The sequence below is a fragment of the Huintestinicola butyrica genome (genome assembly GCF_025567215.1).
GTDB lineage: Bacteria > Bacillota > Clostridia > Oscillospirales > Ruminococcaceae > Huintestinicola > Huintestinicola butyrica.
In genome coordinates this window covers 1-14,691 of record NZ_JAOQKB010000024.1, presented here as the reverse complement: position 1 = coordinate 14,691, position 14,691 = coordinate 1, and the positions used below count along the sequence as shown (strand labels likewise).

Here is a 14,691-nt window from a genome sequence, read left to right as displayed (position 1 = left end):
GCGAGACAGCTTATTTATTATATCACATCTTTTTGAGTTTGTCAAGTACTTTTTCAACTTTTTTCAAATTCTTTTTCGATGTGTCCCTCAAGCTTTTTAGCTCTCGGTTTGTTTGTCTCTCTCGGAGAGAATGTCTCTCTCCGAGAGAGCTTTTATATCATATCACATACAACTGCTCTTGTCAAGCCTTTTTTTGGCTTTTGGATAACTGCACAGCAAGATAGCATTTCTTGTCGAATTTTGTCAGCAAAGTGCATAACAAAGGAGTGCTTTCTCTTTCAATTATACCTGCCCTATATCTATTTTTATAAAACACATCTCAAATCTTATACTGTATTTTCCTTATCTTCCGCAGCATTTCTTATATTTCTTTCCGCTCCCACATGGGCATGGGTCATTGCGCCCCACCTTTGACGACGGTTTTATCCCCGGTATTATTTGCGCCTTTACTTGGGCAGGCAGGTCTGATTCCTCGATCTGCCGCGCCATATCACTGGCATTAAGCTCACCGTTCTGCAACATATCCCTAATATTAGGTTCAAACGATATTTCGGGTATTGTATGTTTCCTATACTTTCTCGACAGCTCAACCGGAGTATATCCCCTGTTTGCAGGCAGACGTGTATTGTTGTTAAGGTCATAAACCAGTCCCATAAATTCGTTCAGCTGACTTTCGCTCATGGGCATCTTCATACGTTCCAGCATATACGCTATTTCGCCCGTTATGTCGGCGTTATCTGCACAAGTGATGATAGTATAGCAGTCAGACGCAATTTTCTCCGCCTGACTTTTGTTTTTTCTCAGCTTTTCACGCACAAATTTTTGAAGTGTCCTCATCTGCGGTGTCTGCGGGATATAAAAATCGTCCCTGTATTTCAGCGTTTCTTCCTTTGAAAGCATACAAAGCGGCTTGCCCGCCTGAGCATTGTGCATATCATAAAAGTATTCATAATCAATATCCACCAGACTTTCATGAACTATCATGCGCTCCATAGGCTCAGGCTTTGGCGCATCATTATACAGCTCATCAACACCCAAAATATAATAAAATCTGCCCTCAGGCATATCATGCCGCATGATCTCGGAAAAAGCGATAAACTTTTCCTTTGTCAGCAAGTCCTTGTTCTGCTCATTGATTATACCGAAAGCGTCCTCCAGCGGAAGAATATTGTACAGGTTTGCAAAAGCGTCAAAATAATCCTTCAGAAGCTTGATGATATCATCGGAAAGCTCCAGTTTTTTGTACATTCTGTTCAGCGTGCTCTCAGCATACTGCCTTGGAAATCTGCTCATTCATTTTCCTCCCCATAAAATCCTATCAGTTCACTGTACAGTTCGCCTATCTCATATCCATATCCCCAGCCTATATCATGTGCCTCTTCGTTCAGTCTGTCAAGGCGCATTCTTACAGAATGCAGGAAATCACTCCCGTCCGACCGCTTAACATTTTCACAGAAATCGGCAAACACCGAAATAAGATTGCTGTAAAACGCTTCATTAACGTCGCCGTATTCATTGGTATATGCTGTTCCCAACTCAACATAATAAAGTTCAAAGTCAAAATAATCCTCTTTATTTTTAGCCGTCTTTTTAAATCCCGACAGGACTGCTTTGGCATTTCTGAGACTAAGTGATGCTTTTGAAAAGAAAATATCATACAGCTGCTTCTTGGCATTTGCCAACAAAGCTGCCTGCACCTCTTCGCCGCCAAACTCCGCATCAAGAATATTGCGGCACATTTTGTCATTTTTATACAGTTTGACGATGAGCGCAATAAGCTCATTTTTCTCCATAGTGTTAAGCTGATTTTTAAGTTCCGTTACTTTCATAATAAAATTCCAACCTTTATTTTCAGTTCAGTCGATCAACAGAGCCTGTCATATCAATTTCACCTTTTGATATTGCCGACTGCCGATCCCTGCTGTAATTATACTGTTTTGCAGCCCGCAAGTCAATCAAAATAATCCACAACGCTCAACTATTTCTTGACAACACCTCCCCCACCTGATATAATTAAACTATTATAATGTCAAAATTTGTCGTATTATACGGAGTTGGTAACGATGTCACGCAAAACTGCTTTTGTCGGCTTTTCTTACATGGCAGGGCTTTTGCTGGCGTCGTTTTTCTCTGCCCCGCTGTCAATAGCCATAGGAGCCGTGCTGCTGGGCTTCGGACTGTGCACCGTTTTCATCTTCCGTCCCAAGCATTCAGGCAGCTTTTACCGCAGCGCAGTGTGCGCCATCGCCTGCTGCGTAGGGCTTTGGATATACAGCGGATATGACATGACCGTCTGCCGGAATATCACTGCCAATATTGGCAACTTCAGCGGAACGGTCACAATAGAGCAGTCCACAGTATATTCCGAGGAAAAAGCCTTTTATATCGCCCATTGCACCTTTCCCAACGGAGCTTCGGGCAATGTGGGATTTTTCGACCGCCGTTCCGACCTTGTAAAAGGCGATAAGATCACTCTTTCAGGTCAGCTTTACGCTCCCGAAAACACAGGCTTTTTCAATTCAGCCGACTATTACCGCTCAATGAACGTTTTTCTGCTGATGAAAAGCGTCCGCACAAGCGGATATGAGATAAAGGAACACAACTTCTACCGCACTCTTGATGATTTCAGGCACAATGTCTCCGATACTATAAGAAAATACGTCCCCTCGGAAGAGGGAGAACTGCTTATAGGAATGATTTTCGGCAGCAGCAAATGGAATATGTCCGACAGAACGGAAAATCTGCTGTACCGTGCGGGAATAGGCCACGTCGCCGCCGTTTCGGGACTGCACATGTCCGTTGCCGCAGGAATTGCCGCCGCTCTGGCAATAGCGCTCCGCCTGCCGAAATGGGGGCAGTTCATATCAGTGACGGCAGTGTCATTGCTTTTCGCCATGACCGCAGGCTTTACCCCCTCTGTTGTCAGAAGCCTTATAATGGTAATGTTTGTCTGGGCGGCAGGCATATTCAACAGGCGCAGCGACAGCCTTACCTCCCTTGCCGCCGCAATTATAATAATGACAATATCCTCGCCATTTATCGTGAGAAGCACATCTTTCCTGTTGTCCGTTTCGGGAACCATAGGCACAGCCGTGCTTTCGCCCATGTTCATAAACGCCTACGAAAAGAAGATGGAGCGCAAAACAGACCTGCCCTATCACGTGGGAGCGCTTACCTCCGCACTTTGCTCCTCTTTATGCGCAGCTGCGGCAGTTTTCCCCGTGTCAGCCCTCACATTCGACCAGATATCAATAGCCTCTCCCCTGACAAATCTTCTGCTGTCGCCCCTATGCACCGCAGCTATTGCAATAGCCGCCATAGGCGCACTGCTTTGCATACTCCCATTCACATTTATAAGCGGCGGACTTTTCCTTGCGGCAGGACTGATATGCCGCCCCATACTTGCCGTTGCAAAGCTCATTGGAAGCAGCGATATCATAATGATACCCACAGGCACAGAGCTTACCGCTCCCCTTGTGGCAATAGCCGTAATATCCGCAGCATTGTGCCTGATACTGACCCATGATAAGATGTATTTTGTGCTGACCTGCCTTTCAGCTGCACTGGTCAGCGTTGTCTGCATAGAAATATATCGGCTCATTCCCACGGGATATACTGAGATAAGCGTGCTGACAGACGGCAGCGGCTGTGTAATTGTCGTTAAGAATGACAGCTGCTCCCAAATATATGACTATATGGGAACACGCAGCGGAGCAAAGGCAGCATACAGGTCAATAGCAGGCTCAGGCGGCTCTGCTGCGGCGTTTGCGGCAGTCACAAAGCAGTGCGCATACTCCGAAAGCGTGTATAAAGGACTGTTTGAGGGCATTGCCGTTCTTTCTCCCGTAACAAAAAGCGGCTTGACTTATTCGGCGGAAGATAATATAATTAAATTCGGCAATACCGTCTATTATCCCCATGAAAATTACAGCATTATCGAAACGGACGGGGTGAAGATCTTGTGCGTTACGGGAAAGGCCGAGCTTCCCGATGAAAGGTTTGACCTGTGCATCTACAGCTGCTCGGCTGATGTTTATGCCGATGCCGCCTATTATACAGTGGCGGACAGCGATTTTAAAGGAAAAATATCACCATTCGGCAGCACAGGCACGGAATACATAGCGGATAACGGCGTACTTTACCCAAAGGAGGGCGTATCGTGGCTTCGGTGAACGAAAAGGAGCTTACAAGGATAATAAAAAGCGGCGAACTGTCAGGCGTTTACTACCTTTACGGCACCGACCTGTACAGCGTTGAGAAATACAAGCGTGAAATGGTCAAGCGCACCGTCAAGGCAGGCGACGAGACCTACAACCTCCATGAATTTGAGGGCAAGGACATTGATACCGACGGCCTCAGCGAGGCTGTTGACGGATTCCCCATGTTTGCGGACAAGCTTTGCGTCACCGTCTGCGACCTTGACCTTGAGGAAGAGACAAAGCAGCGCCCGGGTCACAGAAAGCTTGATGAAACACGCATGAAGCAGCTGACGGAGACCGTCTCCAACGTGCCCGATACCACCGTGCTAATCTTCTACACCGCAAACATAAACGTCTGCGGCGGCAAAAAATACCCCACCCCCAAGAACAAAAAGCTCATCGACCTTGTTGCCAAAAAAGGCACGGTCTGCGAGATAAACGTAAAATCACGTAGCGAGTCCGTAAGGATAATATGCGCCGAGTCCTCAAAGCGTGGCTCTGCCATGGACGACAAGGCGGCAGGTCTGCTTTTTGACCGCTGCTGCGGCAATATGACCATGATAATGAACGAGCTTGACAAGCTGACCTCCTATGCGAACGGAAAAAGCATCGACGTTCACACCGTAGAGCTGCTCACCCCCGACAGCGGCGATGCCAAAAGCTACAGCCTGGCGGACGCAGTTGCGGCAGGCAATATGAGCCGTTCCATGGAGCTTTTCAGGGAGCTTATAAACGATCCCGAGAACACCCCGGTGTATCTGCTTTACGTGCTTACAGGCAGCATGAACGACCTTTACAGAGCACGCCTTGCGCTGGACTATAACCACGGTCTCCCCGAGATAATGAAAGACTTCGGCTACTCGCCCAGCGTGGAATTTCGTGTAAAAAATGCCCTCTCCTCCGTCCGCAGAACGGATATCCGCCACCTGAGGAAGTGCCTTGAGATACTTGCAAAGGCAGATATTGATATGAAGTCAAGCGGCGCAGACCCGGCAGTCATACTGGAAAAAGCAATAGTAGAAATGCTTGCACGATAAAACATATAAGGAAAAAAAATCAAAATGATAAACATAGAACAGGCCGTTATAGTTGAGGGAAAGTACGATAAAATAAAGCTCTCCTCCGTGATAAACGGCGTAATAATCTGCACGGACGGCTTTCATATTTTCAAGGACAAGGAAAAAATGAAGCTTATCCGCCATTATGCCGAGAAAAAGGGCATAATAATCCTGACAGACAGCGACGCTGCGGGCTTTAAGATAAGAAATTACCTTAAAGGCTCCGTTGGCGGCAACATCATAAATGTATATATCCCCGATATTTTCGGCAAGGAGCGCAGAAAAGCAGAGCCTTCCAAGGAGGGCAAGCTGGGCGTTGAGGGCATGAGCGAGGAAGTCCTGCTGGAAGCTTTCAGAAGAGCGGGCGTTAATGACATAGGCGGCGCCCCGAAAGGCGGCATAGACAAAATGCTTCTTTATGATCTGGGCTATTCGGGCGCTCCCGATTCGTCAATGCGCCGCAAAATGCTGCTTGAAGCCCTTGACCTGCCGTCTCTGCTCACCGCAGGGGCAATGGCAGATATCCTTAACACCATGATATCCCCAAAAGAGCTGGAAGAGCTTACGGAAAAACTTTTTTCCTCTGAAGAAAGGACTGATATATAACTTGGTTTTCTCACAGCTGACTTTTCTGTACTATTTCCTGCCTATCGTAATGATAGTCTATTTTTTTGCGTCTGATAAGATAAGAAATGTGCTGATCTTCATTACGGGGCTGTTTTTTTACGCATGGGGCGAGCCTTTTTATGTGTGCCTTATGCTGCTTTCCACAGCCATTGACTACACCGCAGGCAGGCTAATGGCAAAATATGATGACGACAACAAAAAGCGAAAAATTTGCCTGATAGTTTCCGTCTGCATGAACGTAGGTCTGCTGGCGATATTCAAGTACAGCGACTTCCTTATCGACAGCTTCAACGGAGTTTTCGGCACAAGCATCACAAATCCCGTGGTGCTGGTAAATAAAGCGCTTAACAGCCTGTATCCCTTCGGACTGAACGAAAAGCGTGTGGAGCTGCCCATAGGCATATCCTTCTACACGTTCCAGTCAATGTCATATACCATTGACCTGTACCTTAGAAATATCAAGGTGCAGAAAAGCTTTCTGAACTTCGCATCATATGTCTCACTGTTCCCCCAGATAGTCGCAGGCCCTATCGTCCGCTACGAGGACGTGGCAAACGAGCTGGAGTCAAGAACAGTGAACATCGCAAAAATAAGCGCAGGCATCGGACTTTTTGTAAAGGGACTTGCCAAAAAGGTGCTTCTCGCAAACAACATCGGCATGGTCTGGACGCAGATAAAGGCAATGGACTACAGCACTATTTCGGTGGCTACCGCATGGCTGGGAATAATCGCCTTTGCATTCCAGATATATTTTGACTTCTCGGGCTATTCCGATATGGCAACAGGTCTGGGCAAAATGCTGGGCTTCGAGTTCCCCAAAAACTTCGACCACCCCTATATCTCAAAGAGCATAAGCGAATTCTGGCGCAGATGGCACATCACGCTGGGAAGTTGGTTCAGGTCGTATGTGTATATCCCCCTTGGCGGCAACAGGAACGGCAATTTCAAGACCTACCGCAACCTGTTCATAACCTGGGCGCTGACAGGACTCTGGCACGGAGCCAGCTGGAACTTTATCCTCTGGGGACTGTTCTTCGGCGTGCTCATAATCATCGAGCGCCTTGGCTTCGGCAAGATACTTGAAAAGCTGCCCTCGGCGGTAAGTATGCTCTACACCTTTGTTATGGTGCTCTTCGGCTGGGTGCTCTTCGATACGGACACTCTGGCGGACGCAGGCAGATATTACGCCGCAATGTTCGGCGCAGGCGGCAGCCTTGTTGACAGCTACGCAAGATATACCATCGCTTCAAATGCAGTTATGCTGACGCTTTGTATCCTTATTTCAGGCGGACTGGGCAGCAGGCTCATAAGCTTCTGCGAGGAAAAGAACAAGCGTGCATCGGCAGTGGCAGGCGTTGCCGTAAAGATAGGCGGGCTGCTCATCTGCACCGCATATCTTGTGGGTGCTACCTACAATCCGTTCCTGTATTTCAGATTTTAAGGTGAGGTTTTATGGCAGACAAAGAAAAAAATACCCGTTCCGCCGCTTCAAAGGAACGTTATTTTCAGGCAGGCGTGGCTCTGGTGACAGTGCTGCTGTTCTTCGGCATACTCATAGGACTGGGCTGCGTCACAACATTTTCCGAAAAGGAAAGCTTCTCGGAAAACCAGAACAAAGCGCTGGCTTCTTTCCCGAAATTCAGCGGCAAAAGGCTCTTCAACGGCAGCTTCACAAGCGGACTGGAAACATATGTCTCCGACCATTTTGCATGGCACGATGAATGGATAACCGCTCAGACCTATTCCGAGCTTGCCCTTGGCAAAAAGGAGCGCAACAACGTCTATTTCATGAAAAACGGCGGACTGGCTGAAAAAATATCCGAGCCTGATATGACCGTCGTGGGCAAGAGCATCAGCGGCATACAGCAGTTCGCAACAGATAACGGCATAATGCCCTACATTATGATAGTCCCCACCCAGGCAGAGATATACAGCGATATGCTCCCCACGGACGCACCAAATCCCGATCAGGCAGAGTTCATAAATAACGTGTATTCGCAGCTGGACGGCTACGCAGTGCCCATAGACGTGTATTCCGTCCTCAGCGCCAACCGTGACGACTATATCTACTACCGCACCGACCACCACTGGACAACACAGGGCGCATTCCTCGGCTATACCGCAGCCGCAAAGAAAATGGGAATATATCCCCTCTCCGAGGATTTTTACGACGTGGAGCACGCCAGCGACAAGTTCAGGGGAACATTCTACTCAAAGGTGCTGTACAACGGCATAAAGCCCGATACCATCGACATCTGGCACCTGTCGGAAAACGAGACACAGCCCGAGGTCGAGATATACTCCACCTTTGGCGAGGAACCTACCATACACGACGGAATGTACTTCCGTGAGTATCTGGACGTAAAGGATAAATACAGCACATTCTTCGGCACAAATCAGCCGATGATAACCATACGCACAGGTCATGAGGGCGGAAAGCTCCTTATGTTCAAGGACAGCTACGCACACTGCTTTGCCCCCTTTATGACCGAGCATTACAGCGAGATAACCATGGTTGACCTGAGATATATCCAAATATCCTATAAAGAGCTTATAGATGTTTCGGACTACGATCAGGTGCTGTTCCTTTATAACGCCTCCACATTTATGTCGGACGAGAATATCAAAAAGCTTTCGTATTGAGCCAATAAAAGTAAAAGGCTGTTGCACCAGATGCAGCAGCCTTTTTCATACTAAGCACCAATTAAAAACTATACAAAAAATCATCGCATAATCTTGCGTATATGGATTATGCGATGATTTTTTGTCTATAGTTTTATTGGTGATTAGTATAACTCTGCGACAAAAGCCACTCATAACCCTGAAAAGTTTTTATAAAACCCTCACTCGCACTTCTTCCCTGCCGCAGCAAGCATCTCATTCATGCTGCGCTCAAAATCCTCAGCCCTCATAAGAGCAATGCCCTGAGCATCATCGCCCAGCACCACAAGCCTGTCGCCGCTTTTTATGCCGAACAGCTCCCGTGCCGCCTTGGGTATCACTATCTGCCCACGCTCGCTGACAGTCACCGTACCCCAGATGTGCTTGCCTTTGGGTGCGGGAGCAATGGTCATGCCCTCCTGCTCTGTCCTGAAATTAAGCAGCGAATCCACCGTAGTTCCGTAATATTCCGCCAGCAATGCGCACTTTTCCACATCAGGTACAGTCTCGCCCTTTTCCCACTTGGCATACGCCTGACGGGAAATGCCCACTATCTCCGCCGCTTCCTCCTGGGAAAGCCCGTGAAGATCTCTAAGCACCGCAAGATTTTTACTAAGCATAACATCATTCCTTTTCCGAAAGACTGTTCACAGCGTCGATATATTCCCTGCTGTGAACGGTATGTATCACATGGTCGCCGGTCTCCGTCTCGATAAATGTGCAGTTTTCTATGTATCCCGCAGCCCTGTTTGCCTGCTCAGCAGAAGCGGCGCAGAGATATACACCTGTGTCCGCAATGCTTTCCTTGGCGTGGATATATACGCACGGCACTTTTATATCCGAAAGTATCCTGCTGTGGGAATAGCCGTGGTTCCATGATAGGTCATAGAAATGCTCGCCGTAGGCATGGTCATAATGTCTGGCATACTCAAACACATTCCACACGGAGGAGGGCATGAAAAATATCTTCACAGCCTCTTCAGGGTGCTTCTCATGATATTTCTGAGCATAGTCCGCTATGGAGGGCATACTGTCCTTCATATAAAGCTGCCCCCAGTAGCAGTGCCGCAGATAATATGCTTCCCAGCACTCCGACTTGTCCGACAGGTCATAGTCATGGAGAGGCTTGTAGGTGTCAAGATAAGCAAAGCTGTTCTCCCAGCCCTCGCCCTCAACGGAGAAAACAGGCGGATCCTCCAGCACAGCTCCGGCAATATTTTCACCGCCGTATGCCGCAATGTAAGCCGCCGTCAGCGCTCCGTTTGAATGACCTGCCACAACGGTCTTTTCGCCTATGACCTCGTTTATGAAGGTAATGATATCATCGCCGTTCACGTCCAGATAATAAAGGCTCTCATCATGTGAAGAGCCGCCGTGACCATACACATCAACCGCATAAATGTGCCACTTTTTTGAAAGCTCGGGCATAACAAGGGCATAGTCCTGCCATATGCTCATCTGACCGTGGATAAGCAGCAGCGGGGGCTTGTCATTTTCGACCTCCCCGTAATTTATCACCCTGCCCGACGGCAGCGTGAACTGCTTTTCAACAGCATTCACCGACTTCAGCGCCTTTTCATACCTGTCATACCAGTGCAGATTTTTATAGCAATACCCGCCAAAGCACGCCGCAGCAATAACTATCAGCACCGCAAGAATTATCAGTACGATCATCATAACCTTTTTCATATAATACCCCTTTCGGAAAAGCTCTTATGATAATTGTACTATCGTTCCGCCTGCATATCAACCATACACACTTTACATATTTATCCGATTTTTGTAAGCTTTGGTTGCATTTATTATATCAGAGCCGTGGGGAAATGTCAATAAAGTGCATAAACAAAAAGAGACCGCCGCAGCTTGTGCGGAAGTCTCTTTTGGAATTTCCCTCAGATATTACTTCTTGAAGGACTTGATGCCCTTGGGAGCCTTGGGCTGATATGTAAATACCAGGCAAGCAGTGTTAGCGGATTTTACTGCGCTCTTTTCAGCAGCCTTTGCAGCGATCTTGAGAAGTGTCTTTTTCATAATTTTTTCCTCCTGTAAAATAAAATTGTGTCCTCAGCAAGCCTGTATCAGGAAAACTTTCTGAGATTGACCGTCATCAATGCGGCAACCGCCGCAAATGAACATGATAAAGGGAAGAATACAGCGTCATACCCAAAGATGAAAGTCGCCGCACCTATCAGCAGATACGCAGCTGCGAGTATAACTGCCTTTTTGCGGTAAATGACCTTTTCCTCATCGGTAAGTGGGTTATTTTCGCTTTCTGAGGGAGAAAAGACTGCTATGACCGCAAACGCAGCCGCATCAACGACCGCCAGAACAGGTCTCAGCGCTCCTATATCCGCTCTGCACACCATTGCCACCGCCAGATACAATATGAGCGATACCGCCATACATCTCATAGGAGTTTTGCAGTGATATCCGCCCGCATATTGTCGCAGGGACAGGTAAACGATCGAGAACACCGCACCTATAAAAAGCGTATCCGTCACAATGGCAGTCAGCAGGATAACAGAGTAAAAGACGACCCTCAGCAGAAACAGCTCCATGCCGTAAGCGTAGATATCCCGCTCTGACTCGGATATGAGCTTTTCGCTGAGAAGCTTGTCCGCAAGCCTGTTTGAGAGCCTTTCGAGCATCTTTTCTTCCTCCCTTCCGCTTATCTTGTTATAATTATATCCATAATTTTCCTTTTGCGCAACAGCGAAAAAGCACTACTTTTGTCGAAAAAAGTCAGTTAATGCAATATTATGTCACATTCAATAAAAATATCCTTTTTGTACAAATAATATATGGTTTTATTGTATATATTTAAGGTACATATTTAGACCCTATCCGGGTATTTCAGAGAATATTGTGTTCATCTGCGGAAAAATCAGAAAAATTGCTCGGAAACTATTGCAAAAAATAAAAAAATAGAGTATAATAAAAATATAGAAGCGGTGTCTAACCGCATAATAAGCTTGGAGGTATAATACAATGTCAAGATTAGTTTCCGCTAAGGACATGCTCATCAAAGCACGTGACGGCAAGTATGCTGTTGCTCAGATCAACATCAACAACCTTGAATGGACAAAGGCTGTACTTCAGACTGTTCAGGAACTCAAGGCTCCTGTTATCCTCGGTGTTTCCGAAGGCGCTGGTAAATATATGTGCGGTTTCAAGACCGTAGAGGCTATGGTAAGCGCTATGATGGACAGCCTGGACATCACTGTTCCTGTTGCTCTTCACCTCGACCACGGTACCTTTGAGGGAGCAAAGGCTTGCATCAACGCAGGCTTCTCTTCCATCATGTTCGATGGTTCTCACTATCCTATCGCTGAGAACATTGAAAAGACCACTGCTCTTGTTCACACCTGCGACGTTCTTGGTCTCTCCCTCGAGGCTGAGGTTGGTTCCATCGGCGGCGAAGAAGACGGCGTAGTTGGTATGGGCGAGTGCGCTGATCCCGACGAGTGCAAGGCTGTTGCAGACCTTGGCGTAACAATGCTCGCAGCAGGTATCGGCAATATCCACGGCAAGTATCCCGCAAACTGGCCCGGCCTCCGTTTCGACGTTCTCGAAGCAATCAAGGCTAAGACCGGCGATATGCCTCTCGTACTTCACGGCGGCACAGGTATCCCCGACGACATGATCCAGAAGGCAATTTCTCTCGGCGTTGCAAAGATCAACGTTAACACCGAGTGCCAGCTGGTATTCCAGGAAGCTACCAGAAAGTACATCGAAGAGGGCAAGGATCTTCAGGGCAAGGGCTTCGACCCCAGAAAGCTCCTCAACCCCGGTTTCGAGGCTATCAAGGCAAAGGTTGCCGAGAAGATCACTACTTTCGGCTCCGTTGGCAAGGCTTAATCGGATCTCAGAATAAAAATCACGGCGTATCTCGTTTGAGATACGCCGATTTTTCTGCTTTCACACATTATATTCTTTCGGAACAATGATATGAATTACATTATTCGTCCAATACAAATGAATAGTTTTTTGCAATGCCTGCTTTGAATGTATAGCAGCCGTTTTCGTCCAGCGTAATAGTTTCAATTACATTTCTGTTGGATTTTCTGCCCGAACAGAGGCTGCCTGTCATACCTGCATATTCCTTGCCCAGATCAATTTTAACAGTGACATAATCGGGGAAACCATCAAAATTTCTATTGCTGTTGATCTTAACAAGATTCATTTCCGAATCATATGTGAAAATGTAGGAATAAGGACGACCTGACATTATATATTCTGTCAGATTTTCTTTAAATGTAACCTTAATGACCACATTTGCCGCAGGCATCACAAATGTATTGTCATGCAGAACAGCACCGCCTTCAATGCACACAACAGATTCCAGCATATATCCCGAATCTGGGTATGCGGTAATACCTATGTTCTCACCAGGAAGTGCTGTATTTTTGCTGGCATATGCCCTGCCGTGACCGTCTGTAACAACTGTTATCGTGTAAGCACTCTTATTAACAGGCTTGAAAAATGCTTTTGCTGTAACATTGCCGTCAGGCATAGTCATTGTATAAGGATTTTCATATACAGACTTACCCGTGGTAACGCTGGTCTGATCCAGATAATCAGCAAAATCATTCATTGCCTTGGTGTAATCCTCTGTGGTTATATCGACATACATACCGCCTGTCTTTGTAAACAGATCCTCGTAAGCACTCTTATAGTATTCTTTGGTAAATACTGTGACCTTTACACCGGCATTGACAAATTTGTCGATCCATGTTTCCATAGGATAACGGTTTTTAGCACTATTCTCTGCGGTGTCCTTAAAATCATAATAATCCTCATCTGTTAACATGAAAATATAATTGTTAACTGAACCTGCAGGGAAATTCAGTGTGCCGTCCTTTTTAAGCAGCTGAGTAAAAGCATCTGTAGGTGTTTCGTCCCAACCGCTGCCTGTTTTTACCTTATCAAAAATCGCAACAGCTTCAGAAACATCGGATGTCCAGTGAGTTCCATTTGAAAAGGTATGATAAACTGTTGAGCCATCATAATTTCTTGCATCACTGAACTCTATGATAGACATATTGAGTCCCATGCTTTTTGCATCCAAAAACTGAACCAGATTTGCAAGATTGTCCTTTACCTTTTCAATCTTATTGCTCATAGACCCTGTTGTATCAAGAACAAACACAATGTTTGCTTCCTTGGAATATGAGGTGGTTGTTGAGGTTATCTCCCAATGATCAAATTCATATCCTGCGTTTGGTGTAGCAGTCAATGTGACCTGACCATTGGCAATTTGTACTGGCGTATCTGCCGATGCGGCACCATTACCGTCAGTAGTAACAGTCACTGTATGGCTGCTGTCAGCATATGCGTTGATTTCAAACTGAGCTGAGATTGAACCAAAGCACATAAACGCCATTGCAGCAGCAATACAACTTTTGATTTTTCTTTGTTTCATGTTGCTTCCTCCTTGATTTTTATCACACTGCAAATAATATATGTATGAAAAACAGAACACTTAAATAACCTGAGGCTCAAAAGACATATGTCATGTGTTGATATAATAAACATTTCCTTCCATATCCTCATACTTACCACGATCCAGTTTTTTCAGTCTGATCTCCTTCCCATCAACATACCCCGTATAATCAAACTCATAATACCGTGTACTTGTTTTTATAAGAAAAGGTATTGTGAAAATAAATATTGCAAATCCCAACTTAACAGATATGATAATGCCCATTTTGAAGCATCTGAACCATGTGGCTGCACGTTCTTCCTTGGGCGTGTTTTTGAATATCAGCAATGTTATTATCACTGTAATAAACAGGGTAATAAATATGACACCGAAGCTTGCCGCATCGATCTCACTTCCGTTTGCTATACCGCCCGCAAGCATTACAATATATAACACCGTAGCAACCACGCCATTAGCCAGCAAAAAAGCCATAAATTTGTTGTATCTTTTTTTCACCTTAATATCAGGATTTGAGCTGTTCATATCCTCTACCTCCGTATTTTTATTTCACTCATAGGAATAATAAATATTACCGTTGATATCCTCATATTTGCCCTGTTCAATTCTTTTAAGGATAGATTGTCAAGTCAAGTGCAACAAAATCAGAGAAAAAATTTTTTGAGCACCTCAAAGGGAGTAAGGAAATTGAGACGTTTTCTCGGAC

14 protein-coding genes are annotated in these 14,691 nt (G+C 46.1%); 6 read left to right on the top strand and 8 right to left on the bottom strand.

Features of this window, described 5'->3' with window-relative positions:
* Positions 1-342: 342 nt before the first annotated feature.
* Positions 343-1,293, bottom strand: a complete 951-nt coding sequence (locus OCV68_RS14460) for a YecA family protein (protein WP_262573747.1) — start codon at positions 1,291-1,293, stop codon at positions 343-345.
* A complete protein-coding gene (locus OCV68_RS14455) occupies positions 1,290-1,829 on the bottom strand; it encodes a hypothetical protein (RefSeq protein WP_262573744.1) in 540 nt (179 codons plus the stop codon). The genes OCV68_RS14460 and OCV68_RS14455 overlap by 4 nt, the downstream gene beginning before the upstream one ends.
* Before the next feature lie 234 nt (positions 1,830-2,063).
* Here OCV68_RS14455 and OCV68_RS14450 point away from each other — a divergent pair, with 234 nt between their 5' ends.
* The 5 genes from OCV68_RS14450 to OCV68_RS14430 are packed head-to-tail and all read left to right on the top strand — an operon-like array spanning position 2,064 to position 8,527.
* Complete coding sequence (locus OCV68_RS14450; protein ID WP_262573741.1) at positions 2,064-4,172, top strand: ComEC/Rec2 family competence protein; 2,109 nt, start codon at positions 2,064-2,066, stop codon at positions 4,170-4,172.
* Positions 4,160-5,236 (top strand): DNA polymerase III subunit delta, encoded by a 1,077-nt coding sequence (holA, locus tag OCV68_RS14445; protein WP_262573738.1) that lies wholly within the window; start codon positions 4,160-4,162, stop codon positions 5,234-5,236. The genes OCV68_RS14450 and holA overlap by 13 nt, the downstream gene beginning before the upstream one ends.
* 24 nt (positions 5,237-5,260) lie before the next feature.
* Positions 5,261-5,863 carry a toprim domain-containing protein gene (locus OCV68_RS14440; protein ID WP_262573735.1) on the top strand — a complete coding sequence of 201 codons (603 nt, stop codon included), beginning with the start codon at positions 5,261-5,263 and terminating at the stop codon, positions 5,861-5,863.
* Position 5,864: 1 nt separating this feature from the next.
* Complete coding sequence (locus OCV68_RS14435) at positions 5,865-7,325, top strand: MBOAT family O-acyltransferase (protein ID WP_262573733.1); 1,461 nt, start codon at positions 5,865-5,867, stop codon at positions 7,323-7,325.
* 11 nt (positions 7,326-7,336) lie between these two features.
* Entirely contained in the window at positions 7,337-8,527 is a 1,191-nt protein-coding gene (locus OCV68_RS14430; protein ID WP_147622869.1) for a DHHW family protein, read from the top strand.
* 200 nt (positions 8,528-8,727) lie between these two features.
* Here OCV68_RS14430 and OCV68_RS14425 read toward each other — a convergent pair whose 3' ends face one another.
* From OCV68_RS14425 to OCV68_RS14410, 4 genes are all read right to left on the bottom strand, one after another.
* Complete coding sequence (locus OCV68_RS14425) at positions 8,728-9,165, bottom strand: helix-turn-helix domain-containing protein (RefSeq protein ID WP_022475394.1); 438 nt, start codon at positions 9,163-9,165, stop codon at positions 8,728-8,730.
* Between the two features lie 4 nt (positions 9,166-9,169).
* Positions 9,170-10,234 carry an alpha/beta fold hydrolase gene (locus OCV68_RS14420; RefSeq protein ID WP_262573730.1) on the bottom strand — a complete coding sequence of 355 codons (1,065 nt, stop codon included), beginning with the start codon at positions 10,232-10,234 and terminating at the stop codon, positions 9,170-9,172.
* A 210-nt stretch (positions 10,235-10,444) separates the two neighbouring features.
* Positions 10,445-10,576, bottom strand: a complete 132-nt coding sequence (locus tag OCV68_RS14415) for a cyclic lactone autoinducer peptide (RefSeq protein ID WP_022475391.1) — start codon at positions 10,574-10,576, stop codon at positions 10,445-10,447.
* A gap of 47 nt (positions 10,577-10,623) precedes the next feature.
* Positions 10,624-11,193: an accessory gene regulator B family protein gene (locus OCV68_RS14410; protein ID WP_262573725.1), complete on the bottom strand. Its 570-nt coding sequence runs from the start codon at positions 11,191-11,193 to the stop codon at positions 10,624-10,626.
* A 340-nt stretch (positions 11,194-11,533) separates the two neighbouring features.
* On the opposite strand from OCV68_RS14410, the gene fba reads away from it, so the two are divergent.
* Positions 11,534-12,403 carry a class II fructose-1,6-bisphosphate aldolase gene (fba, locus tag OCV68_RS14405; protein ID WP_022475389.1) on the top strand — a complete coding sequence of 290 codons (870 nt, stop codon included), beginning with the start codon at positions 11,534-11,536 and terminating at the stop codon, positions 12,401-12,403.
* A gap of 100 nt (positions 12,404-12,503) precedes the next feature.
* Here fba and OCV68_RS14400 read toward each other — a convergent pair whose 3' ends face one another.
* Together OCV68_RS14400 and OCV68_RS14395 are read right to left on the bottom strand one after the other, a co-directional pair.
* Positions 12,504-14,000, bottom strand: a complete 1,497-nt coding sequence (locus OCV68_RS14400; RefSeq protein ID WP_262573722.1) for an InlB B-repeat-containing protein — start codon at positions 13,998-14,000, stop codon at positions 12,504-12,506.
* A gap of 57 nt (positions 14,001-14,057) precedes the next feature.
* Positions 14,058-14,510 (bottom strand): hypothetical protein, encoded by a 453-nt coding sequence (locus OCV68_RS14395; protein WP_262573720.1) that lies wholly within the window; start codon positions 14,508-14,510, stop codon positions 14,058-14,060.
* Positions 14,511-14,691: the final 181 nt, after the last annotated feature.